Here is a 26,111-nt window from a genome sequence, read left to right as displayed (position 1 = left end):
TCAAGCGTAGAGAAGCAGTTCCGGTATCCGACAGAATACGGTTCACAAAAGCCGCCAACTGCCCAATATACCGTAACTGGTGCCGGTGCAGCGATCGTTTCGCAGGACCGCGCCGCTCATGCGCAGGCTTCCGGCTGCAACAAGAACGTGGCCGTAGGTGCCCTTGTGCCCGTCCGGCACACGGCTGCGGCTTACATCCACGTCCAGCGCGTCGCGCAACGTGTCGCGGATCAGGAGCCGCAGCTGCACGCCGCACTCACGGGCAAGGCCGGGCGGGATACCGATGTAGCGTACCACCACATCACCTGCGGTCCCGGCGCCCGGGAATTGAACGAGCCCACGCTTCAAGTAGGCGAGGCATACGGTGACACTTGCACGAATGCACGGCTCGTGCAGCGCACCTGTGTCGGCGTCGAGGCCGCTAGGTACGTCTACCGACACGAGTGGCGCGCCGCTGGCATTGGCCTCGCGGATCAGCGAGGCGTATGGTTCGCGCGGCGGGCCTTGCGTGCCCGTGCCCAGCAGGGCATCGACGATGCCGGAGGCGCCGCGCAGGTCGAGGGTATCCCGGCCATAGAGGATAAACGGGATATCCAAAGCCGCGATAATATCGCGCTGCGCAGCCGCTTCGCCGCGCAGCGTGTCTGGCGGCTCGACGTACACAACGGTGACGCGCAGGCCTGCATCCGTCAGATGGCGGGCTGCCACCAGTCCGTCACCGCCGTTGTTGCCTTTACCTACGAGGATATACCAGTGTTCTGGTTCCCGTACGTCATGTCGCCCTTGGCTCCACGACTCCGTCCGTATAATACCGCCATGTCCCGGTATATCCCCCGGTCCTGTGTGGGTGACCTCTTCTATCCTCTGCGCCCCTAACAATCTCTCAGCACAAAGCTTCAATACCTCGTCAGCCACCGCGCGCCCGGCATTTTCCATCAAGATAAGGGCCGGGATACCCAGCTTGTCAATCGTGTACCGATCCAGTTGCCGCATTTCTTCGGCGGTCACCATATACATGCTTTTTCGCCTCCCGTATTGCCATCCCTGTTTATTAATATCCGACCGTAAAACGAGAATTGACAAATTCTCCTTCTACTAATTCATCAATCAGGGCTACTGCATAATCTTCGACCGAGATACGACTATGACCTAATTCGTCAACCACCAAATGATCCAAACCAATACGGAACTGTCCTGTACGTTTTCCCAACTCAATAATTCCGGCAGGACTACAATATGTCCAGTCTACATCCGCAGCGCGGTACAGCTCCAGTGCAGCAGCATGCGCAGCCGCCAGCGGCTTTACTTCCTCTGGAAATTCAGCGGTATCCATTAGGCGTTCACCGTTTTCTGTTTTCAGACTTCCCGCTCCACCAACGACAAGTATGCGCTCCGCGCCGGAACGCCGAGTTCCTTCCAGCAAAGAACGAGTTGCTTCGAGCAATTCTTCCTCGGCTCCAAACTTGGGACCGTACGCGCTAATGATAGCATCGTGCCCTTTGGCCACATCCGTAACGGAATTCGGATTTAGAATATCCGCTTGAACAACCGTCAAATATTCACTTTGCTCGGTCACACGTTGCGGATCGCGCACCGCCGCCGTTACCTTATACTTGCGCTTGATTGCTTCCTTTACTAACGCCTGACCAATTGTTCCTGTTGCTCCAAAAATAATAACTTTCATATAAATATGCCTTCTTCCTGTCTATAATCTACTTACTATTATTTATCCGTTTTATCTCCAGCTTAAACCCGTACAGCATATCAGCTTACAGCCCGCCCGACTGGCGCCAGTACATCCCTTCCGACCTTGGACTGACCAGTTGGAATCCGAATTGCGCATACAAGCGGTCAGCCGGCTTATCCGCGATCAGCGTCACAAAGCTGCCCGCCGGAACTTCCCGTCTTAAATACTCCATAATCTCTTCCATAAGCTTACGCCCATAGCCTTTCCCCTGATGGGAAGGCTTGACTGCAATATCTGTAACCAGAAAAAAAACACCCCCATCACCGCTGACCCGGCCCATTCCGATCAACTCCTGCCCAAGCCGCAGCGTCACAGCAAATAGACTGTTCGGCAGGCCCTTGGCTGCCGCTTCTTCCGTGATTTGTGTCAAACCAGCTTCTTTGCGTAACGCCCGATACTCCTCGACGGATGGAATGGCGTATTCTACGCTAAGCTGCCCGTACGGTTGATTCGATGTCTTATGTTGTTCTGTTGCAATTTCTATATTTTTATTCATGCGAATCTCCTCTTCCTGCTTGTAATCTTGTCTATTTTACCAAAAAATACTTTATATATCTTGGTCAGAGGTATACAAGCCCTTGAAATGCCTGTGTGGTCTGTGCAATAGTGTAGAAAGAACAATGGAAGGAGGGATTGCGGGTGTCCCCGACGGACTTCGCAGCGTTAGCTGCATATATCTCACCCGGTCTGATTGCCTTCCTGCTGGCGTTGTCCTTGCTGGTATGGCTGTATGTTCACAGTGCAGCCCAGCTTCGAAATTCGCGCCAGCAGCGGCTGGAAGAATTACAGGAATCGCTGCGTATCTATGGACGGTTAGCTGGTTATCTCCAAACCTCTACCCAGAACAGTATCAATAACAGCGAAAAGCAGCAACACCAGAACGGACTCATCCATGCTCTTCAGGAAGCCAAGGCTGCTCCCTATTTAACCCCTCACCTTCAAGAGCAGGTTCAAGCATCCCTCCGGGAATGTGATACGTTCCGCAGAGAATTACTTCTTAAATCACTGGAGCGTGAAATGAACAAACTTATCGAGGAACGGCGTCTTGTTCTGCTGGAATCTCATGCTCCAGGCTGGGGAACGGCATTGTGGAAGCTATTGCGCCCAGCAGCCGGCCCGTTGGCGCTGGCAGGAATCGTCTGGTTGATCTCAAGACTAGTTGTGGAACTGATAGCCTCCAGCCCTGTCGATGTTAGTCTGCCCGACACTGCACAATCTGTCTCATGGCTTATAGCGTGTGCATGGATGAGGTTCGTTTCCGGCTTGATCGCCCTGCTGTATGTATATCGGCTGATGACCCTGCGCAGACAAAATGATCTGGACGTGACGGCATCCCATTTTCCAACAAGCCTGTTATGCATGGTAATCGCCGCTGTCGCCCTTTTTCAATGGATCGGACCGGAAGCGTCTCCCTACATACTGGCTGTACAGCTTGTGCTGTTCTTGATTGGCTTCCGACTTACCCGAGGCCGCTCGCGCAGTGATCGTCCTTATGTTGGTCATCCCGGCTTGATGAAGGCCGATGCTTCTCAACATCAGGATTTACAAGCAGCAGACAAAGATAAAACAGCAGACTCTTCTTTGGCAGAAGAACATATCCGGTCCTAAACGCCAGTGGCGCATGACTCTATTCCGTATCCACCCTGCAAATCACATACCACCACAGGACATCCCAACAACCAAAAGAAAGAGTTTATGGGGTGTCCTGTTTTTTGAACAATTTTGGACTTTTTGAGGGGTTAGGCTTGTGCCGGCGATCAAGGAAAGGGTATATTGTTTATATAAATGTAAATCATATCGTTTTTTATGTATGAATATTGAAAAAAATCCATATATGTTAAACTACCATCAATTTATGATGTGCGTTAGAATTGGAGGAACTATGCAACTGGACATTTCTGAAAAATCACTTCCCGTTTATGAAGCGCTGGCCAGTGAGGTTCGGCTGAACATGATTGTTCTGCTTGCGGAGAAGCCTATGAATATACGTGAGCTGGCGGAAGCGTTGGGACTCAGCAGTGCGATTATGACGATGCATGTCAAGAAGCTGGAGAGAGCGTCCATTATTTCGACCAAAATGCTGCCAGGACGAGGCGGGGTTCAGAAAGTGTGCTCACTGGCAACGGACAAAATTGAAATCGCTATGCCACGCTATCAGCAGGATGTACGGCAATTCCATCAGACGGAGATTTCCGTCGGACACTTTACAGATTTTGAAATTCAGGCGACCTGCGGACTGGCCACCGTCGAAAAGATCATCGGAGAATTCGATGAGCCTCGTTCGTTCTTGGACCCTGAGCGCTTCAATTCCAAAATTCTGTGGTTTAGCCAAGGATATATGGATTATAAGGTGCCGAATTTCCTACTGTCCAGCCAAAAAGCTGAGGAACTGGAAATTTCGATGGAACTATCATCCGAGGCCCCTTTTACCAATGATAATTGGCCTTCAGACATCACTTTTTTCCTAAATGATGTGAATTTGGGTACATGGACCAGCCCAGGGGATTTCGGAGATAACCGTGGTAAATACACACCTGCATGGTGGCCTGATTTTATCAATCAATACGGTCTGCTTAAAAGACTTCGTGTTACGTCCGAGGGTACCTTTATGGATGGCAAGCAGATATCCGACGTGACTTTAAACCAAGTGCTGATTGATCAGAAGCAATGGAAATTCCGCATTGCCATACTGGATGATGCCCAGCATGTTGGAGGGGTTACCCTGTTCGGTACCGGATTTGGTAACTACAATCAGGATATCCTGTTCCGTTTGTACTACAAACCTGCGGAAAACCATACCAAAACAGCAACGGTAGAAGCTGGCGATAGCAGCAAATAGCTTTTAGACCACTTCAAGACCTGAACACGGCGTTTTGCCCATGCCTTTCATGGGAGACAAAGCGCCGTGTTTTATTTTTCATCCTCTTTTACGTACTCTTTTGCCATGCGCTATGTGATTAGCGTCCAGGTTCAATACATACAGGTGAAGGAACTTCCAGCACAAATCCCGTTCGGGTCAGCCGTCCATCATCACCATGGATGGCAAAGGATACGATGTTGTTTCCATCCTGATTCGCCACTACCAGATAACCGGACAGGATGTTGAAGTTACGCGGAGTACTGCCGAAAGTCTCGACCCATTCAACCGCCTTCAGCTTGCCGCTGTCCAGATCGACATGGTACAGCACGATGCTGTTATGGCCCCGGTTTGACACATACAAAAAGCGTCCACAGGGCGTAATCCGAATATCTGCGGCTGTATTTTCTACATTTATAATGCCTTCTGGCAGTGTAGACAGGCTTTGCAGCAATGTAAGCTCACCATTACGTTCGTTATAACCAAACACAGCGACGGTATTGTTCAACTCATTGGCGACAAAAGCATAGGGACGCGAAGGATGAAAAACCAGATGTCGCGGACCGGAACCGGGTGGCAAATCTATTTCACGATGGGTCACCAGTTTCCCATCCTCCGTCAAACGGTATACCACAATCTGATCCAGCCCCAGATCGCATACCAGGGCATACTGCCCTGAAGGATCCGGAATAATCGAATGCGGATGTGCCACATCCTGGCGGTCCTGTCGAATACCTGAGCCGGTATGCTGAACCTGCCCCGACATGTCTCCCAACCCTCCAGCCTCCGTCGCAGAGAATACAACGGCATTGCCACCTGAATAGTTAGAAGCCAGCACATATCGTCCATCCGTTGTCACGGAGACATAACAAGTATGCGCTCCCTCCGTCCCTTTTCGATCCAGAGGATGTAATTCCCCCGTCTGGGTATTCACCTGATACGCAAACAGCTCACCTTCTTCTGTTTCACTGGCAGCATACAGCTTCGCCCCATCCGGGTGTAGTGCCAGAAAAGAAGGTCTATCAATCCCTTCCACACCTCCGATAATACGCAGATCACCGTTTTCTATACGCAAAGCACATACATAAATTCCTCTTTCCTCACGAGACGCATAAGTTCCTGTATAAAATAACTGCTCACTTCGTTCATTCATTCAGCTTACGCCTCCCTCCGATTGCTGCGTTGTCTTGCATTATTACCCATAATCGACTCCAAAGTGCACTTTGATTCTCTTTACACAAACTTTTCGTTTTGTTATATTGTTAAAGTTAATTGTCAACCACATTAAATTCAATTTGGTTGACAATTAAAATAATAGATTGGCGAAGGATGGTGATCATCATTACGCACTATGAACGTCTCGCCGCCATGAATAAGGCGCACTTATGGCTTCCCTTTACTCAAATGAAAGATTACAACAAGTTGGACCCTCTTATTATTGAACGTGGTCAAGGTGTCAAACTGTATGATATCCAGGGTCGGTCTTTTTATGACGGATTCTCGTCTGTTTGGCTTAATGTACACGGGCACAATGTACCGGAACTGAATCAGGCAATCACTGATCAGTTAGATCGGGTCGCCCACTCTACACTGCTGGGAATGGCGAATATACCTGCCATCGAACTGGCTGAGAAGCTGGTGAGAATCACCCCCAAGGGTTTAAACAAAGTGTTTTACTCCGATTCAGGAGCAACTGGTGTTGAAATCGCAATCAAAATGGCGTTTCAATACTGGCACAACCGCGGAGTACATGAGAAAAAGACATTTATTACGATGAATCAAGCGTACCATGGGGATACAATCGGGGCAGTCAGCGTCGGCGCGATTCCCCTGTATCATGATGTGTTTCGACCTATGTTGTTTCCCACAGAGACCATTCCTTATCCTTATGCTTACCGCCACAAAGGCAGCGCAGCGGGTGCAATGGAGTCTACTTTAACCGCTTTACGCAATCTGCTTGAGACTCGTGGGGATGAAATAGCAGCTCTCATGGTGGAGCCGATCGTGCAGGGAGCGGCAGGAATGATTATCATGCCGCCAGGCTGTTTGCGGGAAATGGCCTTGCTTTGCCGTAAACACCACGTACTTCTCATCGCGGACGAAGTTGCAACAGGCTTCGGTCGTACAGGAGCCATGTTTGCCTGCGATCTGGAAGGCGTTTCGCCTGATCTGATGGTTGTCGGCAAAGGACTCACTGGCGGCTACTTGCCCGTCGCCGCGACACTTGCGACTGACGAGATATACGATGCCTTCTATGCCGATTATCAAGAGCAAAAAACATTTTTCCACGGACACTCCTTTACTGGAAACCCACTTGGCTGTGCCGTTGCTTTAGCCAGTCTAAAACGAATCGAGGAGCGGGATATGCTAACAGGCGTAATAGCAAAGGCCTCATTGGTCCAGCAAAAGCTTATGGCACTTAAAGAACGGCCACATGTCGGTGAAATTCGGCAAAAGGGTCTGATGATCGGGATCGAACTCGTACGTGATAAGGCTTCACGCGAGCCATACGATTGGGCAGATCGGATCGGAGTTCGCGCTGCCGAGCGTGCAAGAGAACTTGGAATGCTTACAAGACCGCTTGGCAATGTTGTCGTATTTATCCCCCCTCTTGCTAGCACAGAGGATGAGTTGGATGCCATGACAGATATTTTGGCAGCATCCATTATTGACGTCACCGAAAATGGATTAACGACATGAGCACACTACGGGGAATGTTTATAACCGGTACGGATACCAGTGTTGGGAAGACAATTGTGACATCGGCGCTTGCCGCTACGCTGCGTACAGAAGGCCTGAATGCAGGTGTCTGGAAGCCGGTGCAGTCCGGCGGCCTTCTTGGCAGCGGAGCAACGGATGCCGAACGTCTGCTGCAAAGCACAGGCATCTGTGAACGCCCCGAGGCTGTAGCACCTTTTACGTTCGAAGCACCGCTGGCCCCAATGCTTGCCGCCAAGCAGACGGGTGTGACGCTTAGTCTTAAGGAGATTATCGCCGCAGGAGAACCACTTATCAAACGTTATCAAGCACTGCTTATTGAAGGGGCAGGCGGGGTCGCTGTACCGCTGACCGATGACGCGCTGGTGATTGACCTGATTTCTATGCTTCACGTACCCGTTCTGATCGTGGCCAGATCCGGTCTGGGTACAATTAATCATACACTTTTGACCATTTCCTCCTTACAGCAGCGCGGAATCCCGATTGTAGGCATCATTATGAACAACAGCGAATGTATTGACGCCCTGGATGATCCAAGTGCCGTGACAAATACAGAACTCATCGAACGCTACAGCGGCGGCCTGAAGGTCCTTGGACATTTTCCATACTTACATGACGAGGCAAATACCGAGATGCTTATCCATTCTGTTCGAAGAACCATTCAATTAGCACCGATCAGGCAAGCATTGTCCATATAATCCTCTCGGGGAATGATGGACATAACAACAATTGAGGTCTCAGGCTTTGAAATGGAAATGAAATTAGATGCTCTACAAGGCGGTGATGATCATCCTTTGGATGAAAAAAGAACTTGAGGCATTACACCACGCATCAATGGAACGCCGCTTGCATACCCATGTCCCTATCTCCGAAAGTCCTGGTTATGTGATGCATGGCGGACGAGCACTACTCGACTTGTCCTCGAATGACTATCTGGGGCTTGCCCAGCATCCTGCCATTATTGAAGCGATGCGTGATGCACTCCTCAAGGAAGGAGCCGGCGCCGGTGCCTCCAGGCTTGTAACCGGCAATCGGCAGCCATATGCACAGCTTGAAAAAGCGTTGGCAGAATGGCAAAACTGTGATGCGGCACTTGTCTTCGCAAACGGGTATACAGCCAATGTTGGTGTCATTAGCGCGCTTGTGGGCCGCGGCGATGTGGTATTCAGCGACCAGTTCAACCATGCCAGCATAGTCGACGGCATTATTTTGAGCCGCGCCGAGCATGCACGGTATCGCCATAACGATATGGAGCATTTGCGTGCCTTATTGCATAAATTCCGTGATAAACGGCGGAAGCTAATCGTGACGGACGCAGTCTTTTCCATGGATGGTGATCAGGCGCGCCTGATCGACCTTGTTGCGCTCAAACGGGAGTATAATGCTCTGCTGATGGTTGACGAGGCACATAGCGGAGGGATTTACGGTTCACGTGGCGAGGGATTGATCTCTGCACTTGGGGTAACAAGTAATGTGGATATTCATATGGGAACGCTCAGCAAATCGTTTGGGATCTACGGAGCTTATGTTTGTGGAAACGAGACGCTCATCAGATGGCTGATAAATAAGGCCAGGCCGCTTATCTATTCAACGGCACTCCCCCCTTCTCTTATAGCTGGGGCTGCCCAAGCATTGAAGCTGATACAAACAGAACACTGGCGTCGTGAACGGCTGATCGCGGCAAGCGAATTTTTTCGTTCCTCATTATGTGATGCGGGTTTTAACATCGGTAACGGAGATTCTGCAATTGTGCCCGTGATCCTAGAACATAATCATGAGGCTCTGCTATTTAGCAGTGCTCTGGAAAACGAAGGTATTGCAGCGATAGCCATTCGTCCTCCAACAGTACCCGAGGGTACTGCGCGAATTCGCTTCTCTTTATCGGCTGTACATTCCCTGGAGGAGCTGACAGATGCCGTTACGAAAATTTGCAGACTAGGACTTCAACTGGGGGTTTTGGAATCATGCCGTCAGAATTAGGTGGCACCATCCTGTGGCTGACCGGGTGGAGTATGTCGAATAAGGTCTTTGATCAGCTTCGCGGGCTTCTCCCTGATTTTCATCATATTTCTGTAGATTACAGCGCTGCCGCTTCCTCCGAGGAGATACTGCATTTGACCGAAACTGCAGCGAAAGGTCTGCTTTCCTCATGCTCCGGTCCTTTTCTGATAGGAGGCTGGTCACTGGGCGGGTTATTGGCATTGAAACTCGCGGATCAGAAACTGGCAGATGGACTTGTACTTTTTTCAGCAACAGCCAGGTTTACCCGTCCTAAAGAACAACAGAATCGCGGCTGGGCAGACATCTATGTTAGGCAGATGATTACCGGGCTCCAAAGAGATCGGCAGGCTATAGAGAGCAAATTCAGTCAGATGATGTTTACGGACTTGGAAACAGCATCGGATCTCAGGAACCATCGTTCCCTCATAGGCAACTGGACAACTCCGGCACTCATCGCGGGGCTTGAAACCCTCCGTCATGTGGAATGCCTCTCTCGACTTCCGGCAATTCATTGTCCGGTTCTTCTTATACACGGTACCGAAGATCAGATTTGCCCTTACGAGGCAGCAGAGGAGTTGCTCATGCAATTGCCTCAGGCAAAACTACTAGCCATACCCGATAGCGGACATGCTCCGTTTTTGGGAAGGGAGGCACCTATGGCTGAATTAATTAGGAGTTGGTGGCATGATCAGTAGAAAAGCAACTATTGCACGGCAATTTAACCACAGCGCGGCAGGGTTGTATGATACTCATGCCCATGTGCAGCGCACCATGGCGGACATGCTTGCAGAATTTCTTATGCAACAAACAAATGCCGATGATTCCAACAAACTCAGCATGCTTGAGATCGGATGTGGCACCGGTATTCTAACTGAAATTTTGATGAACAGATGGCTGCACTCATCTATTACTGCGCTGGATATTGCACCTGCAATGATTCTGGCCGCTGAACAGCGTGTGCTGAGTACTGCAAACCCTGCAGGCTCGAACGATAGACCATCATCTGATATTCACTTTTTGCTTGCCGATGTCGAAGTATGGGCAGCCAACACTCCTGCCTCTTCGTTCGATCTCATCGTTTCCAGCGCTTGTTTCCAATGGTTGAGCCAGCCGCAGCAAACACTGAATTACCTTTACCGACTGCTTCGCCCCGGAGGGGTACTCGCATTCGCAACCTTCGGGCCAGGTACCTTCCACGAGTTGCATACGGCTTTTGAAGAGGTTTACCGTGCTGAAGATATGATGCCCCAGAGGCACGGACTCTCGTTTCAATCTGCAAATCAATGGAAAGATTCATTAACAACAGCTGGTTTCTCCAATATTCAATATAAATGTAAGCTGTTAACGGAAGAATACGCTTCACCAAGGGATTTTCTATTATCTGTAAAAGCGCTGGGAGCTAGTACTTCAGAAGCCGTTATTTCCGGCAGTCTCGGGTCACGGCGTCTGTTCACCAGCCTGTATAAAGAGTATGAAGATCGTTTCAGCACGCCGGAAGGTGTTGCAGCGACTTATGATATTATACTTATTCAGGCATCAACAACTGAATGATCTTTAAGGTCACAAATCAAAAAAGCAGGACGTTTCGTTCAAGAAACGTCCTGCTTTTCAATAATATTAAACCGCTGTGGTTTGAGTATCTCTGCTGTTCCATTTTACAGCCAGCCCCAAACTAAGAATGAGAATGACCGCTCCAAAAATGTACGGCAAATTGATATGCACCTCGAACAATGTACCCGCGAGCGCTGGTCCCAGAATATTACCAATACTCATATAAGCATTGTTCATCCCGGCTGCAACTCCCTGCTCATCCCCAGCTATTTTGGATAAAGCAGTATTAATGGCTGGCCGCAGCAACGACGTAGCGGTAAAGAAGATGAGTGATACCCCGAGTACATAATAAAAGTTGCCGGAGAGCAGCATAAGTACAAGGGAAATCGCCGAAAACAGAAAGGAACCGATGATGACACCTTTTTCGCCAAAACGGTTCAACATCGGGCTAATTACCACAGCTTGAATCACGGTTCCGACAAGCGCGCCTACTGTAATAATGATAGCAATATCACGCTCATTGTAATGAAACTTGCCCGTCACAAAGAAAGGAAACATCGTTTCAAAATGCGTCAGGCCAAAGGTTAACGTGAATACCATAATCAACAGCATAAAATACGGCTTGCGGAATGAAAGTGCAAACTGCTTAATCACATTATCGCGCTTGACCTTGACATTCCGAAATTTAAGCTGCTTGTCCAACGACAAGGTTTCGGGCAGCAAAATCAATGAGATCAGCGCAGCCAGGCCCGATACGCCAGCCGAAACATATAAAGGCGTGCGTATTGAGATATCCGCCAGCAAGCCGCCCACACCAGGGCCGATAACAAAACCAAGAGACATGGCCGCGCCCAGTAAGCCCATTCCTCTACCGCGATTGTGTACCGTTGTAATGTCGGCAATATAAGCCATCATCGGTGGAATCATAAAGGCAGCCCCCGCGCCTCCCAGCAAACGGGAAATATACAGTATCGTCAATGATTCCCCAATAGCAAACAATACAGAGGACGCCGTCATGATTACCAAACCGATAATAATCATTTTTTTACGTCCGTATTTATCGGACCATTCTCCAGCTAACGGCGAAAACAGAAATTGGGTCAAGCCAAATACGGCAACCAAATAACCTCCCGTTTCACCACTGCCTCCCAAAGAACTCATAAACTTGGGGAGGATCGGAATAATGAGGCCGATTCCCAGCATGGCAATAAACATATTAATCATCAAAATGACCAGCGGTCCCATTTTTAACTGTTGTGAATCTGACATGTTGCGTTTTGTCCTCCTCAGCTTCTTTATTTCGTATACGAAAATCTTATTTTGCAACCATTTCTGCAAAACTCTCCATTATATTAATAGAGCGGACAGCAAATAACAATCATAAAATACTTCCGATAACCCTGAATGTTTCCTCCAACAGGACAGCAAAAAGGAACAACCCGAAATGACGGGGTTGTCCCTCTCATAAAGGATTCACAGGCTTCAACCGATTCGACTCGATTCAATATGCCCCCTGCGCAGTATTACGCTCATAGCCATTACGATCCTACCAAGCAAACAGGTCATCATAAATAGTGTTCAGTCGTTCCCGATCTCCCTGAAAACGAGTCACCGCATACTCCCCGCTAACGAGCTCCCCTATTCCTTATTGGGGATCTTCGAATAGCTCCTGTATCATCTTTTCCTTGTTATTCAGAAATTGTTTCGTGATGATAAAATGATCGGTTTCCTCCAGCGTCCGGGTTTCGATTCCTTCATGTGTCAGATGATACAGGATGGAGTCGGGATAGGCCATCAAAATCGGGGAATGCGTAGAAATGATAAATTGTGAACCCTGCTGTACGAGTTCGTGAATACGTGCAAGCATGCCCATCTGGCGCAAAGGTGATAACGCCGCCTCCGGTTCATCCAAAATATACAATCCCTGCCCGCCAAAGCGATGCACAAATGCTGCAAAAAAAGACTCGCCATGCGACTGCTCATGCAGCGATTTTCCCCCGTAGGAGTCTCGAATGGGGCGACCTCTTCCTTCTCGATCCAGCTCGTCAATATGAGTCGCCACGTTATAGTAGCTCTCGGCCCTGAAAAAGAAGCCATCCCGCGGCTTATCTATCCCTCTCACCAGTCGGACATACTCATGCAGCGAGGAATGTGTGGCCTGTGTAGAAAAATTAAAATTTTTGGTGCCACCCTCTGGATTAAATCCCCACGCAACTGCGATTGCCTCCATAAGCGTCGATTTACCTACACCGTTTTCTCCAATAATATAGGTAACGGAAGGATGAAATTTGAGTTCATTCCACTGATGGAGAGCTTTTAAGTTAAAAGGATATTGGCTCTTGTCAGCGTCTGGAGGCCACAACAATTCCAATCGACGTATAAAAAGATTGCGATCCCATATACTCATTTCAGTTCAGCTCCATCACCAAGCAAATGACTAGTTTTTTCATCATTATATTGGAATTATTTACAGCAATCAATCTGAAATCCCATTTTCGTAACCCTTCTGTTGTTATTCGAGCAATTATTACAGGTATAATATATAAAGCCTGTTTATCGTGGGCATGAAGTCTTCGTGCATGATCAGTTTTTATTTCATTCTTTTTCAAGCAGGTGAATCTATGAAGTCAAATCACAAACCGATCCAATCCTTTAAAATCGTACAGTTCTTGATGACCATCTACAGGCAGCGATTGACACGTATTTTGCTACCGTTGGCTGTACTGGCTTTTATTATATGGGAGGCCGGACGAGAACTAAATGACTTTAATCTGGCGCGTATGTTTCATGAGCTGCGGCGAATGGATGCCACGTTTCTCATCGAAATTGGCTTGTTCTCACTGGCAGCCGTGGCGGCTATGAGCGCATACGATTATGTCATCAGGCACCATTTCAAGCTTCAGGTCAAGCCTGGGACGACATTTCGCTACGCCTGGATCTCCAATACCTTCAATAATGTCTTTGGTTTTGCAGGCTTTACAGGGGCGGGACTTCGCACCGTACTGTATAAAAAAAGCGGTGTGCCGTTAGGTGTCATCACCTCTGCCGTCGTATTTCTTTCGCCGGTCGTCATTACCGGACTATCTTTGCTGGCTTGGGGGGCCATTGTCCATCTGTATCCGGTACAGCCTGTGCTGGATGCTCATCCTTGGCTTCATTGGGCACTGTGGGGAATGGCATTGTACCTGCCGCTATTTCTGATCATGCAGCGCTCCAAACAGTATGCCACATGGTTCAACAAGGGAGAAGGACAGCTTTCCTGGTCCACCATCTCCACCTCCATTGGCGCTTCGCTGCTGGAATGGCTGCTGGCCGGTCTTACCTTTGCATGGATCGGTTCGCACTTGCTCCATGAACTGCCCATGCATGCTGTGTTCGGCATTTATGTGATAGCCGCGATTGCCGGGTTGATCAGTCTTGCACCCGGAGGGGTCGGGGCATTCGACATCATTGCCCTGCTCGGGCTGCAAATGGCGGGAGCCAACTCAGATCGGGCACTGGCTGTGCTGCTGGTCTTTCGGGTCTTTTATTACATCATCCCGTGGCTCATCGGCTTGGTATTAGCCGCGCTGGAAATGATTCCACGTAACGAGCGCCTGAATCAGCTAGCTGAGACGGGCTGGGATTACTCCCTTAATGCCTGGCAGAAGGTATGGGGCTGGCCTGGTCAATTCCGGTTTTTGGCCGATCTAGGGGTATGGGCGCTTGGTAAGCTGGTACTCATCTCCGGCGTGGTGCTTCTTTTGTCGGCAGCTACGCCCGGTCTGTTATATCGGCTACGTTTTGCTGAGCATTTGCTCAGCCTGCCCGTCATGCGCTTGTCGCATGAAATCTCGGTCATCATCGGGATTATGCTTGTCGTCCTGTCCCACGGAATCTCTCTGCGTATTCGCAGAGCATTGCGGCTGACATTGATACTGCTGCTGACAGGAGCTATTTTCACCTTCACTAAAGGTCTAGATTTTGAAGAAGCCTTATTCCTACTGTTTGTGGCGTTAATGCTATGGATCTCGCGTTCGCGGTTTTATCGGGTCAGTGCACCGCTGAATCGGCACAACATTTTAATATGGGGTGGATTATCTCTACTCGTAACCGGGGCTTACTTTATCATTGGGGCTGGCTCCAACACTCCTTTTATGCGCCATTTGCATGCCAAGGTCCATCTGGACTTTTTTATGAACCGCAGCGATTACGGAGTTACCGCCGTGTTTAGTCTGATTTTGGCATGGGTATTCCTAACGGTATATTTCTTTCTTCGACCTCAGCGTAGCATCGCCAATCTACCCGACGAGCAGGAGCTGGATAAGCTAAAAGAATTTTTGGAACGGCAGGGTGGTAATCTCGTTTCTCATATGCTTTTTCTGGGCGATAAATATCTGTATTGGACCAAGAATGAACAGGTGGTCATTCCCTATGCGCGCAGCCGGGACAAACTGATTGTATTAGGTGACCCACTCGGTCCAAAAGAACGTGTGAGTGAAGCCATTCAGGAATTTCAACGGTTCGCAGATCGGTATGCGTTGACGGCTGTATTTTATCAGGCATCACCGGAGTATTTGTCCATCTATCACGAGAACGGCTATCGCTTTTTCAAACTGGGCGAGGAAGCGCTGGTGCCGCTGGAATCCTTTACACTGACGGGCAAAAGCAATCAGGCGCTACGCAGCGCCAAAAACCGCTTTGACCGCGAAGGCTACTCGTTCGAAATCATCCAGCCGCCTGTAGAGGCGTCACTGATTGAGGAGATGCGTCATGTTTCCAATATTTGGCTGGACGGGCGCAAGGAGAAGGGATATTCACTCGGCTGGTTCAAAGAACCCTATCTTCAGTTGGCTCCGATTGCATTGCTAAAGGACTCTGAAGGGAAGGTCATCGCTTTCGCTACGATGGCCCCTGCCTACGATCATGGACGGACGGTCTCCATTGACCTGATGCGCCATCTGCCTGATACGCCAAATGGCACGATGGATTACTTATTTACACGGGTCATTGAGTGGGCCAAGGAGAGTGGGTATACGACATTTAATCTGGGCATGGCACCACTGTCTCAGGTAGGACAAAGCGAAAAGGCATTACGCGAGGAAAAGCTGGCTCGACTCGTTTTTCAATACGGGGGGCATTTTTACGGTTTTCAGGGGCTTCGGCGCTTTAAGGATAAGTTCAAGCCGCAATGGGAGCCGCGCTATCTGGCATATCCGGCTTCTGTCTTTCTGCCGATCCTGACGCTGGAGCTGGTATATCTCGTGTCCAAACGCTCGGACTAAACGAAGGCTAAACAAAAGGATTTTGACAGTCTAACACGATATAAAAAAAGGGTGTTCCCCAACCATGACGGTTGCAGGGACACCCTTTTACATTCTCAAATCTTCTTAGAAGCTGCCTTTTACAACCACTTCAGACAGTGGGAAACGTCCTGATGGACGTGCCGGCACTTGTGCCTTACCTACACTAATAAGCATGGTTGGCAGGTAACGTGCTGGAATATTGAATTGCTCGATCAATTGTGCAGGAATGAAACCGCCCATAGCGCAAGTGTCGTAGCCCAGAGATTTAGCAGCCAGCATAATGTTTTGTGCAGCAAAAGCAGAGTTCAGGATCGCTGCATCGCGAGCTACTTGCGGGTTTTGATACGCGCCATTGATTTGACCTACCAATGCGTCACGGATTTCCGCTGGCAGTGCACCTGCTTCTACCGCTTGATCATAAATGACGGCGTTACGGTTCGCTTCCAAATCACCCAATACAGCAATCGTAACGGAGCTTTCCAATACTTGACCCTGGTTGTAGGCGATAGGCAGCAATTTTTGTTTGTCCGCTTCGCTTTCGATGACGAGAAATTTCCAATGTTGAAGGTTCCAAGCGGAAGGAGCTTCTATCGCCGCAGTCAAAATAGCCTCCAAATCTTCCTCTGGCAATTTAAAATCCTTAACATAGCTTTTTACCGCGTGTCTTTCACTAATAACAGATAGGGTTTCATTTTTTTTGCTGCTCGACATTCTGGGCACACTCCTAATTTCTTAATATATATCTAACTTAAATCCTTATTAACTTCCCAAACTACTGCAATTATAAAAATGATAGTGAATGATGTCAATATGTTTAAGTATGACCCTGCACTCAAAATACAGTACAATACGGATAAGACATTCATATCGGCAGATGCCCGCCGATGGGACAAGACACGGGTGAGTTCATTTTGTTCTCATTTGAATTAAAAAAGGAGCGTTACTATGATTGGATCTTTTAAAAAAACGGACATTGCTTTGTTTGCCGCCTGGGCTGTAGCTTGTGTGGCCACATTGGGCAGTCTGTATCTCAGCGAAATTTTGGGGTATGAGCCTTGTAAGCTGTGTTGGTTTCAGCGCATTCTGATGTATCCCCTGACCCTTATGCTCGGAATCGCATATTTTCGAGGGGATACGGGGATACGCCGTTATGTCATGCCGCTGGCTATCATTGGAGGCGCGATTTCGGCCTATCATTTTACCATTCAGCGTATCCATGCAGCCGCCAAAGCAGCCACGCAAACTTCAACTTCCTGTGGCAGAGTATCCTGTGAACAAGATTACCTGAACTGGTTCGATTTTATCACCATTCCTTTTCTCGCACTCATTGCCTTTATCCTTATTATTGCAGCGATGGGTTATATCATGAGCCAGGAGAAAAAATCAGCTGTGGGAGAGGTACAAGCAAAAGAACTCGCATAAGATGAAAGAGACCCGATTATGGGGCCAGTTACCACCAAGAGGCGTATAATCCGCTTGCTGGAGGAAAGACTGTAACTAAATATATCCATTGCATATGTGGTATAATGTAAAAGGTTTGCAGTCTGTCCAATAACGCTTATATTCCTTATAGAGGGGGCCCAGTCCATGTTTCATATCAGCACCCCATTTCTGCAATATGGCGCAACCTTCGGTATGATCTTAATCGCTGTTTCGGCTATTTTTATCCGTATGAAGACAGGTCATCGCCCGGTTAATGCCAAAAAAATCATCATCCCTCCGCTCGGCATGAGCACCGGTTTTATGATGTTTGTTGTGCCGGAGGTACGGGTTCCCTGGCTTTGGGCTCTAGGCGCTTTTCTGGTCGGCTGGTTTATTTTTTCCTACCCGCTGATCCGCAGCACCAAATTTGAGTTGCAAGAAGGGCTGGTTTTCGTGCAACGCTCGCGTACCTTCTTTTTCATCCTGATCAGCCTGCTGATCGTCCGATTGCTGCTGCATGAATTTATTCAGCATTACATTACCATTCCGCAGACAGCAGGGCTATTTTTCATACTAGCCTTCGGGACCTTGTTACACTGGCGGCTTCGTATGTATTTTCAATATCGTCAGTTCGTTCCGAACGAGACGGAAGTCCGCATTTAACTATCAAATGGATTTTTACATGCATGCTCGCATGTTGCTGTATAGACCAAAAAGACACGTTCTCCCGACAGGAGGCCGTGCCTTTTTGGTCTTTTTAGTTTATTAGGGGCAACATTATGCATTCCCGTAAAATTGATGTCTGCTTTTATTGCTGGGTCAAAATGATCGGACCGTCTGCTGTAATGGCCAGCGTATGCTCGTATTGCGCAGACAAGCCGCCGTCCAACGTGCGTGCGGTCCAGCCGTCCGCATCAATTTTACTGCGGTATGTGCCTGTGTTGAGCATTGGCTCAATTGTAATGACCATACCTTCTTTCAAGCGTGGTCCACGGTGCGGAGGTCCGTAATGCGGAACCTGCGGTTGCTCATGCATTTCTTCCCCGATGCCGTGCCCAATAAATTCGCGTACGACCGAGAAGCCTTCCGCTTCCGCGTAGGTTTGAATCGCATGGGAAATATCTCCGATCCGGTTACCGATAACAGCTTGCTCAATCCCTTTATACAGAGATTCCTTGGTAACGTCCAGCAGCTTTTGTGCCTGCTCAGACACATTACCCACTGCATATGACCAAGCGGAATCTGCCAGCCAGCCGTTCAGGTTCACAACCATGTCAATCGTCACGATGTCCCCGTCCTTCAACGGTGTCTTGTTCGGAAAGCCGTGGCAAATCACATCGTTAGGTGAGCCACAAGTTGCAAACTGGTATCCGTTATAACCCTTTTGCTCTGGTGTTGCGCCATGCTTCTTCATAAATGATTCAGCGAAGGCGTCAATTTCCAGTGTCGTTATGCCTGGCTTGATCATTTTGGCAATTTCCCGGTGGCAAGCAGCCAAAATATCGCCAGCTTTTTTCATATTTTCAATTTGTTCTTTGGTTTTAATGATAATCATTAAACGGTCTCCTTCTTTTCCGTGTTCGTTCCACTTTTCACTGCTTCTTTTTTCTGCTTCTATTGTAACGCTAAAAGCAGCGAAATGGAACCGATGTCAGTTAACACCGTTTACAAGGGTCTTAAACGGGGTATATAATACTCCGTAACTTGTATACAAATATGCAAAATCATTTCCAAGATAGGAGTATCCTATGAAATATCCAACAACCTGGTTACAGGGTGCATCGCTTGGGGAAAGGATTGCTTGTGAACTTCGGCTTCAGATTATACGCGGCATGCAGACACCCGGCACTGTTCTATCTGAGAATCAGATTGCTGCCGATTTTGGTACCAGTCGTTCTCCTGTGCGTGAAGCCCTGAAAGTACTCTCTGTCGACGGGCTTATTCGCTTGGAGCGCATGGGGGCGATTGTCATCGGCATGACACCTGGTGATATGGAGGAGTTATTCGACGTGCGAATGCTGATTGAGCATTTTGTTGTGCAAAGGTATGTACATAGCGATAATACCAAGTTGGTGACCGCTTTAAATCAGATGATTGACAAAATGGAAGTCGCTCTCAAGCACAGGGATGTCGCTGAATTCTCTCTTCAGGATTTTAATTTTCATGAGGCTTTGGTTCTGGAAGCTGGTCATACCCGTATTCTTCATACCTGGAACGGCATGAGACAACTGATCCTGACGGTCATGCTAGCTGCGACAGAACAACGATTTGCGTCCAACATCGAAGAATCCCAAGTCACGATTCACAAACACCGCACCTTTGCAAACGCTTTAAACCAAGGGAATGCTCAGGAGCTGGCCGGATTTATTGAGGATCATTACCGAGACACCCGCAACGCGGTTAACGACAGCGTCCTGTCTCCCTACCAAAAGACATTGTCCTAGCCGCAACATACGTGACAAAGAGCCGATGTACCGCGCTTTATGCGTTTTCTAGCTGGCGCGGTTCTCTTTTAAACTAAAGTTGTCGACAAGTATACATATATCTACACATATATGAATAAGGAGGCATTACTTCATGAACACATTATTCGGCTTGAGCCATAACGCTTCACTGCTCATATGGGCGCTAGTTACCGTCATTCTTTTGATTTTGCTGATTGCCAAATTCAAATGGAATCCCTTCGTCTCACTGCTGCTTTCGTCGGTATTTCTCGGACTCGTTAATGGGATGCCGGGACATGAAGTCACTGCCTCCATCACCAAGGGACTCGGCAGTACGCTCGGCTCCATCGCCATCGTGATCGGTTTAGGCACAATGCTCGGCAAAATGATGGCGGAATCCGGCGGTGCCGAACGCATCGCCACCACACTCATGGAACGTTTTGGTGAAAAACGCGTCCATTGGGCGATGATGATCGTAGGCTTTATCGTGGGTATTCCGGTATTTTTTGAGGTTGGTATTATTTTGTTAATTCCCATCCTGTTCACGGTTACCCGTAAAATGAATATGTCTCTGCTGAAAATCGGTATTCCGATGCTGGCAGGACTATCGACGGTACATGGTCTTTTGCCACCCCACCCGGCTCCGATGATCGCGATTGAAGCCTTTAACGCCAATATCGGACGTACGATAGGATATGCACTCATCGTCGGCATTCCATCCGCCATTATTGCAGGCCCGGTCTTCGGCGCTTGGATTGGCAAAAGAATCATGGTCAGACCTTCCGAGAGGCTGGATGAGCAGTTCAGAAATACGACAGGACGGTCGTTGCCTCCTTTTTGGATTACTTTGTTCACCATTTTGCTGCCTGTTATTCTCATGCTTAGCGGATCGGTCGCTGAAATCGTAGACCCGACCAATACACATTCACTCACTTTATTTTTCAAATTCATTGGTGATGAGGTTATGGCATTGCTGATTGCGGCTGTTTTCTCTTTTTTCTCGCTTGGATATGCACGTGGCTTGAAGAAAGAGGACTTGTCCCGCTTTACCAGCGAATGTCTGGCACCAACTGCTTCCATTATCTTAATTATCGGCAGCGGCGGTGCATTTAAAACGGTATTGATTGATAGCGGCGTAGGTCAGGCCATAGCTGCGGTCGCTACAGGGGCGCATATGAATGTGATCGTGTTTGCTTTTCTGGTCGCTGCGCTCATTCGTATAGCCACCGGGTCCGCGACGGTCGCGATGACGACAGGCTCCGGTATTGTTGCGCCTGTGCTGGCACTCACACCTGGCGCGAATGTCGAGCTGGTCGTCCTTGCTACAGGGGCAGGTTCGCTGATCCTGTCTCATGTGAATGATGCCGGTTTTTGGATGATTAAAGAATTTTTCAATATGACGGTTCCGCAGACTCTAAAATCATGGACCGTTATGGAAACCATCCTCTCATTGGTCGCTTTCGGTTTGATTATGCTGCTGAGTGTGTTAATTTAACGATAATGAGCTAATAACAGTAAGTGAAGGGGAGATTGAATATGACAGACACCCGATATATGATCGGCGTCGATATCGGTACGACCAGTACCAAGGCGGTGCTTTTCGAAGAAAACGGCAATATTGCCGCCCAGCATCATGCAGGCTACCCGCTCCATACACCTGAGCCGGATGCGGCAGAACAGGACCCGGAAGATATTTTCAAAGCTGTCGTGACGACGGTGCAAGAGGTCATGAAACAAAGCGGAGTGCCAGCCGAGCATGTGCTGTTCGTCTCCTTCAGTTCGGCCATGCACAGCGTACTGGCGGTGGATAAGAACGGAAAACCACTGACCGCCTCCATCACCTGGGCAGATAACCGTAGCGCCAAATGGGCTGAAGCGCTCAAACATGAATACAACGGACACGATATTTACTTACGCACTGGGACACCTATTCATCCCATGTCACCACTGACGAAACTGATGTGGATTACACGGGATTTATCAGACATTGCGGCACAGACGTACAAATTTATTTCCATTAAGGAATACGTCTTCGCCCGGTTGTTCCAGCAATATGTCGTGGATCATTCAATTGCATCCGCTACCGGCCTCATGAATTTGCAGCAGCTGGCTTGGGACGAGGAAGCGCTGCGTATTGCAGGTGTGACGAAGGAACAGCTATCCGAGCTGGTACCGACAACTCATGTGCTGAAAGGGCTGAACGCGACCTATGCGCATGACATGGGCCTGCTGGAGACGACTCCTTTTGTTATCGGAGCCAGCGACGGCGTCTTGTCCAATCTTGGCGTGAATGCGATCAAGCCTGGGGTCGTCGCTGTCACGATCGGCACCAGCGGAGCCATCCGTACCGTAGTTGATAAGCCGCTGACCGATGCCAAGGGACGCTTTTTCTGTTACGCATTGACCGAAAAGCTGTGGGTCATCGGTGGCCCGGTGAACAACGGAGGTATAGTGTTCCGCTGGATACGGGATGAATTTGCAGCCTCCGAGGTGGAAACCGCCAAACGGCTGGGACTTGATCCATATCATGTGCTGACCCAAATTGCGGAACAGGTACGTCCTGGCTCCGACGGTCTGCTCTTTCTTCCGTATTTATCCGGTGAACGTGCGCCCCTGTGGGACCCGAATGCACGCGGCTCCTTCTTCGGTCTGTCCCTGCGTCACAAAAAAGAGCATATGATTCGGGCCGCTCTGGAGGGTGTGCTGTTCAATTTGTACACAGTCATGCTCGCCATGGAAGAGGTCATCGACAGACCGTCAGTCATTCACGCCACTGGTGGATTTGCACGCTCGGAGCTATGGAGACAGCTCATGGCGGATATTTTCGATCAGGAAGTCATTATCCCCGAAAGTCTGGAAAGCTCATGCTTGGGCGCAGCTATTCTAGGCTTGCACGCGCTGGGACGGATTGATTCGCTGGATGCTGTGTCCGGTATGATCGGTACCACACACCAGCACAAACCTGTAGCAGAACACGTGGATATTTATCGCGATTTACTGCCAATTTATATCCGCATTTCACGTAAATTCGAAGAAGAGTTCAAGGATATTGCGGAATTTCAGGCCAAGTCCTTACAATCTTAAATTAGTGCAACCTGTTCCAACGCTGTTGCGTATTACCGTTTTATAAGAACCTGTCTATAACAGCGGGACAGGATAAGAAGGAGGATTAGACGATGCTCAAAAAATTACTGCACCGCCTGCTACATTCCACCTCTCATTCTCAAAAGCGGCGATACAGCAGCTCAGACCGTTATTACGAACGTAAACGCCATTCTTCTTCAGACGGTTACAAGAACAGCCACAACGGACATCGATATTACAAGGATAAACGCCGTCATTACTCTAGTTCCTAGCCAAACAACAAGAAGCAGTGACGGAATACAACGTAACACAAGAAGGATGCCACAGGCTCCTTCAAACCCTATAAAGCGAAGACCCATCTCATCAAGGGCCTTCGCTTTATTGTTGTGCGCCCTTCGTTATGCAGGGCAACATCTGTGCATTTTACAGGAAATCGGCTATGACCGACATTACAGAAACAGGGTTTTAGAGATGATTACCAGCAAAATAAACAGAACCAGAATCGCTCCTACAGAGGTCCAGGCTCCTACGCCGTAACCCATACCGCCTACCCCACACATATGACTCATTTACAACACTCCCTTCGCTCATTTACAGAATCATTGTATGTAGACCTGGTCAAATGCGTAAGGGGGGCATTCCCCCATTTTTACGGCGAATGCCTGTTTATTTTTATGGACTAACGTTATGGGTTACCTCTAGCAGCAACAATGCTTCCTCCAGCTCCTGCATAAACTGTCGGCTATCTTCATAACGTGTCCGAATTTGAAAAAGACGCTCCAGCATATGACGCACAGGTGGACTCAGTTTCAATTCTTCCTGCCAGCTTCCCGGCGGTTGATCCGGCTGAGGCTCGTAACTGCTATACAGCATAAAAAGCATTAAATGTCCGACATCGTACAAATCGCTGTAGACGGCGACATCTTGTCGCTCAGGTGCGCGCTTTTCCAACATGGATTCGGTAAATACATCCTCCTGTCGCTCTCCCACCGCCAGAGCAAGACCAAAGTCGATCAGGTAAGGCTTCCCCTCACGGTGAATCACATTGGGAATGCGGATATCCCGATGGATATAGCCCCGTTCATGCACATGCAATACTCGCTCCATCAGGTCCAGCATATAGACGATGCATTCCCGTTCTGTAAAAGAACGCTCCTCTTCAAATATAAGCTCCTCCAGCGTCATACCCGAGATATATTCCATGACCAGGTACATTCCGTTCGAATGCTCCATCGTTTCGAGCAGTTTTGGGATATAGGGATGGTCCATCTGCCGCATAATATCAGCCTCACGCTGCAGCAGCTGAACTGCCTTCGCCCGTTTGCTCGGTCTAGGCAGTTTGACCGCCACCTCCTGTCCGCTGTGCCGATCCAGACAGAGGTAGGTCAGACCATAGCTACCCATGCCTAAAAGCGAACGAACATGATAACGTCCGCTCATCAAGTCACCAGGCTGTTTCGGGTAATCCATCCATGATTCATAAGCGTTCCGCAACCAAGCAAACATACTAATATCCTTTCCTATACATGCCGCAGCAACGCTTCCTATGCGACTTGTTCTAGTATTCTTGTATTCCATTATTATACCATCCACGATAAAAGACCATCAGAACCGGGTAGGTCTGATGGTCTTATCAGAAAAGATGATCGTTATGCCTCTCTTCGTCTGCGCGGTGTCAAACCGAGCCAGGACAGCAACGAACCGCGAGATTTGCGTTGTCTGCCCTGATAGGTACGCAAATTGGTGATTAACTGCCGATCCCGTTCCTCGTCGACCCTTTCTTTCATCCAGCGTTTTTGGTCCTCCAGCTGATTAGACAGGCTGATATTCTTTTCCACCAAACGGCTTTGTTCTGCTTCCAGCTCTTCCAAGCGAGTCCGCATTTCCAACAAAGCGCTTTGCACCATATCCTGCATCTGCGTCAGTTCTTGTGGCTCTATAGGCTCCTGCATTTGTACAGATACGGGTGCTTGCTCCATTCTATGTTCAATGGTTAACGCCAAAGTCTGGAACTGTTCCTGTGGCTGTAGCTGCATTGGTTCCTCTGACAGTTCCTGCGCGTTCATTTCATCTTGTAACCCTGCCAGTTCAACAGTAGCAGCAGCTTGTGCCTGTATGACCGTCTCATCCCTGCTCTCAGCCGCCGCCAATATTTCTTCCCAGGTTGCGGTCAGTGACTCTGCATCCGAGACGGGTGGCAAGCGGACTCCTTCATCCTCGATTTGGAAAGGTGCCGTTACTCTTTCAAGCACCGCCTGTACTGCCTGATCCATTGTTAAATGGTCTTCACGCAACGCCTTCCGCATTACTCCTAAGCACTCTACATCTTCTGGACTGAACATCCTCGATTGATTCGCGGAACGCTGAAACATATAGCCCTGCTCCTCCAGCGCCGCTGCATATTTGCGAAGGGTACTCGCCCCGATTCCCAACTGTTTTGCTGCTTCCGTCGTCGATTTGCTTTCTTCCATTAATCATTACCTCCCCGGATGGTATGGAAAGAAATAAGCTTGTATATGTAGAATTCGCGGAATCCATTGGAAACCCTTTGGCAAAAATGTTCTAATATTGCGGACTGCTAAGAACCTTTGTCATAACCGAAGATTGTATAAAAATACAAGAAGCGACAATGCTGAGAATGCTCCCATTCTGTATACCCTTGAGATTACTTTACGGAACGTCACATAAATGTCATACTTTCAATATTTCCATGGCACCATTCCTTCCATTGATATAGTTCATGTTATAATTTATACAAGGTCACCTTAATAGGAAATTGAAACATTCTCTCCTATGATCCAGTAAAAATATTGATAAGTCGCGTTTATTCTATAATAAATCCTAAAAAATCACCTCTATCCACAGTCCATTTTTAATTTTCCGGAATGGAGGCAAAAAAATGGATATTTTCAAAAGATCAGCAATATGTTATGTTATGTAACGTAAAATGGGTTTCAAACATAATTTGTAGCATATTAACGTTCGCTGGAACGAGGAGGAAA

The 26,111-nt window shown here is 48.6% G+C and carries 24 protein-coding genes and 2 pseudogenes; 15 read left to right on the top strand and 11 right to left on the bottom strand.

The features are described 5' to 3' along the window. Positions 1–103 (top strand): annotated as a pseudogene (locus AC6EJC_RS21200) (stage V sporulation protein AD); the annotation flags it as partial. Here the strand turns inward: AC6EJC_RS21200 and AC6EJC_RS21195 are convergent. From AC6EJC_RS21195 to AC6EJC_RS21185, 3 genes and pseudogenes are all read right to left on the bottom strand, one after another. Continuing rightward, positions 103–1,017 (bottom strand): annotated as a pseudogene (locus AC6EJC_RS21195) (NAD(P)H-hydrate epimerase); the annotation flags it as partial. The pseudogenes AC6EJC_RS21200 and AC6EJC_RS21195 overlap by 1 nt on opposite strands. Positions 1,018–1,051: 34 nt before the next feature. After that, positions 1,052–1,684: an NAD(P)-dependent oxidoreductase gene (locus tag AC6EJC_RS21190; RefSeq protein WP_444955669.1), complete on the bottom strand. Its 633-nt coding sequence runs from the start codon at positions 1,682–1,684 to the stop codon at positions 1,052–1,054. 85 nt (positions 1,685–1,769) lie between these two features. Next, the gene (locus AC6EJC_RS21185) at positions 1,770–2,243 is read right to left on the bottom strand and encodes a GNAT family N-acetyltransferase (protein ID WP_444955668.1); all 474 of its coding nucleotides are present in this window, start codon (positions 2,241–2,243) and stop codon (positions 1,770–1,772) included. Positions 2,244–2,386: 143 nt separating this feature from the next. On the opposite strand from AC6EJC_RS21185, the gene AC6EJC_RS21180 reads away from it, so the two are divergent. Then, entirely contained in the window at positions 2,387–3,355 is a 969-nt protein-coding gene (locus tag AC6EJC_RS21180) for a hypothetical protein (RefSeq protein ID WP_444955667.1), read from the top strand. A 274-nt stretch (positions 3,356–3,629) separates the two neighbouring features. Continuing rightward, a complete protein-coding gene (locus AC6EJC_RS21175) occupies positions 3,630–4,586 on the top strand; it encodes an ArsR/SmtB family transcription factor (protein WP_444955666.1) in 957 nt (318 codons plus the stop codon). Positions 4,587–4,704: 118 nt separating this feature from the next. On the opposite strand, the gene AC6EJC_RS21170 is transcribed toward AC6EJC_RS21175, so the two are convergent. Next, on the bottom strand, positions 4,705–5,757 hold the full coding sequence (locus AC6EJC_RS21170) for a lactonase family protein (RefSeq protein WP_444955665.1): 1,053 nt from the start codon (positions 5,755–5,757) through the stop codon (positions 4,705–4,707). A gap of 176 nt (positions 5,758–5,933) precedes the next feature. On the opposite strand from AC6EJC_RS21170, the gene bioA reads away from it, so the two are divergent. The 5 genes from bioA (at position 5,934) to bioC (ending at position 10,874) form a co-directional block, all read left to right on the top strand. After that, on the top strand, positions 5,934–7,304 hold the full coding sequence (gene bioA, locus AC6EJC_RS21165; protein ID WP_432421682.1) for an adenosylmethionine--8-amino-7-oxononanoate transaminase: 1,371 nt from the start codon (positions 5,934–5,936) through the stop codon (positions 7,302–7,304). Further along, a complete protein-coding gene (gene bioD / locus AC6EJC_RS21160) occupies positions 7,301–8,020 on the top strand; it encodes a dethiobiotin synthase (RefSeq protein WP_442436701.1) in 720 nt (239 codons plus the stop codon). The genes bioA and bioD overlap by 4 nt, the downstream gene beginning before the upstream one ends. 67 nt (positions 8,021–8,087) lie before the next feature. Next, positions 8,088–9,302 (top strand): 8-amino-7-oxononanoate synthase, encoded by a 1,215-nt coding sequence (gene bioF, locus AC6EJC_RS21155; RefSeq protein WP_444955664.1) that lies wholly within the window; start codon positions 8,088–8,090, stop codon positions 9,300–9,302. Next, positions 9,287–10,018 (top strand): alpha/beta fold hydrolase, encoded by a 732-nt coding sequence (locus AC6EJC_RS21150; RefSeq protein WP_444955663.1) that lies wholly within the window; start codon positions 9,287–9,289, stop codon positions 10,016–10,018. The genes bioF and AC6EJC_RS21150 overlap by 16 nt, the downstream gene beginning before the upstream one ends. Beyond that, positions 10,008–10,874, top strand: coding sequence for a malonyl-ACP O-methyltransferase BioC (gene bioC / locus AC6EJC_RS21145; RefSeq protein WP_444955662.1), 867 nt, complete (start codon positions 10,008–10,010; stop codon positions 10,872–10,874). Before AC6EJC_RS21150 ends, bioC begins: the two co-directional genes overlap by 11 nt. Before the next feature lie 66 nt (positions 10,875–10,940). On the opposite strand, the gene AC6EJC_RS21140 is transcribed toward bioC, so the two are convergent. Both AC6EJC_RS21140 and AC6EJC_RS21135 read right to left on the bottom strand, forming a co-directional pair. Then, entirely contained in the window at positions 10,941–12,164 is a 1,224-nt protein-coding gene (locus AC6EJC_RS21140; protein ID WP_444955674.1) for an MFS transporter, read from the bottom strand. Positions 12,165–12,519: 355 nt separating this feature from the next. Continuing rightward, complete coding sequence (locus AC6EJC_RS21135) at positions 12,520–13,281, bottom strand: AAA family ATPase (protein WP_444955661.1); 762 nt, start codon at positions 13,279–13,281, stop codon at positions 12,520–12,522. A gap of 214 nt (positions 13,282–13,495) precedes the next feature. Between AC6EJC_RS21135 and mprF the strand changes: the two genes are divergently transcribed. Further along, entirely contained in the window at positions 13,496–16,138 is a 2,643-nt protein-coding gene (gene mprF / locus AC6EJC_RS21130) for a bifunctional lysylphosphatidylglycerol flippase/synthetase MprF (RefSeq protein WP_444955660.1), read from the top strand. A gap of 105 nt (positions 16,139–16,243) precedes the next feature. Here mprF and AC6EJC_RS21125 read toward each other — a convergent pair whose 3' ends face one another. Continuing rightward, a complete protein-coding gene (locus AC6EJC_RS21125; protein WP_444955659.1) occupies positions 16,244–16,870 on the bottom strand; it encodes a nitroreductase family protein in 627 nt (208 codons plus the stop codon). Between the two features lie 234 nt (positions 16,871–17,104). Here AC6EJC_RS21125 and AC6EJC_RS21120 point away from each other — a divergent pair, with 234 nt between their 5' ends. After that, entirely contained in the window at positions 17,105–17,581 is a 477-nt protein-coding gene (locus AC6EJC_RS21120) for a disulfide oxidoreductase (protein ID WP_444955658.1), read from the top strand. Between the two features lie 165 nt (positions 17,582–17,746). Continuing rightward, positions 17,747–18,244 carry a CcdC family protein gene (locus AC6EJC_RS21115; protein WP_444955657.1) on the top strand — a complete coding sequence of 166 codons (498 nt, stop codon included), beginning with the start codon at positions 17,747–17,749 and terminating at the stop codon, positions 18,242–18,244. Between the two features lie 145 nt (positions 18,245–18,389). On the opposite strand, the gene map is transcribed toward AC6EJC_RS21115, so the two are convergent. Next, positions 18,390–19,136 (bottom strand): type I methionyl aminopeptidase, encoded by a 747-nt coding sequence (gene map / locus AC6EJC_RS21110; protein WP_023986734.1) that lies wholly within the window; start codon positions 19,134–19,136, stop codon positions 18,390–18,392. Between the two features lie 193 nt (positions 19,137–19,329). Between map and AC6EJC_RS21105 the strand changes: the two genes are divergently transcribed. From AC6EJC_RS21105 to AC6EJC_RS21090, 4 genes are all read left to right on the top strand, one after another. Beyond that, positions 19,330–20,025, top strand: a complete 696-nt coding sequence (locus AC6EJC_RS21105; protein WP_444955656.1) for a GntR family transcriptional regulator — start codon at positions 19,330–19,332, stop codon at positions 20,023–20,025. A gap of 133 nt (positions 20,026–20,158) precedes the next feature. Beyond that, positions 20,159–21,520, top strand: a complete 1,362-nt coding sequence (locus AC6EJC_RS21100; RefSeq protein WP_444955655.1) for a GntP family permease — start codon at positions 20,159–20,161, stop codon at positions 21,518–21,520. Between the two features lie 41 nt (positions 21,521–21,561). After that, positions 21,562–23,109 carry a gluconokinase gene (gene gntK, locus AC6EJC_RS21095; RefSeq protein ID WP_444955654.1) on the top strand — a complete coding sequence of 516 codons (1,548 nt, stop codon included), beginning with the start codon at positions 21,562–21,564 and terminating at the stop codon, positions 23,107–23,109. 92 nt (positions 23,110–23,201) lie between these two features. Further along, positions 23,202–23,381: a hypothetical protein gene (locus AC6EJC_RS21090; protein ID WP_444955653.1), complete on the top strand. Its 180-nt coding sequence runs from the start codon at positions 23,202–23,204 to the stop codon at positions 23,379–23,381. 177 nt (positions 23,382–23,558) lie between these two features. Here the strand turns inward: AC6EJC_RS21090 and AC6EJC_RS21085 are convergent, their stop codons facing one another. From AC6EJC_RS21085 to AC6EJC_RS21075, 3 genes are all read right to left on the bottom strand, one after another. Further along, entirely contained in the window at positions 23,559–23,678 is a 120-nt protein-coding gene (locus AC6EJC_RS21085; protein ID WP_340953961.1) for a YjcZ family sporulation protein, read from the bottom strand. Positions 23,679–23,781: 103 nt separating this feature from the next. Continuing rightward, positions 23,782–24,615, bottom strand: coding sequence for a serine/threonine protein kinase (locus AC6EJC_RS21080; RefSeq protein WP_444955652.1), 834 nt, complete (start codon positions 24,613–24,615; stop codon positions 23,782–23,784). A gap of 143 nt (positions 24,616–24,758) precedes the next feature. Then, positions 24,759–25,580: a MerR family transcriptional regulator gene (locus AC6EJC_RS21075; RefSeq protein ID WP_444955651.1), complete on the bottom strand. Its 822-nt coding sequence runs from the start codon at positions 25,578–25,580 to the stop codon at positions 24,759–24,761. Positions 25,581–26,111: the final 531 nt, after the last annotated feature.

The organism is Paenibacillus sp. TY11 (assembly GCF_059772165.1).
This window is presented reverse-complemented; position numbering and strand designations above follow the sequence as displayed.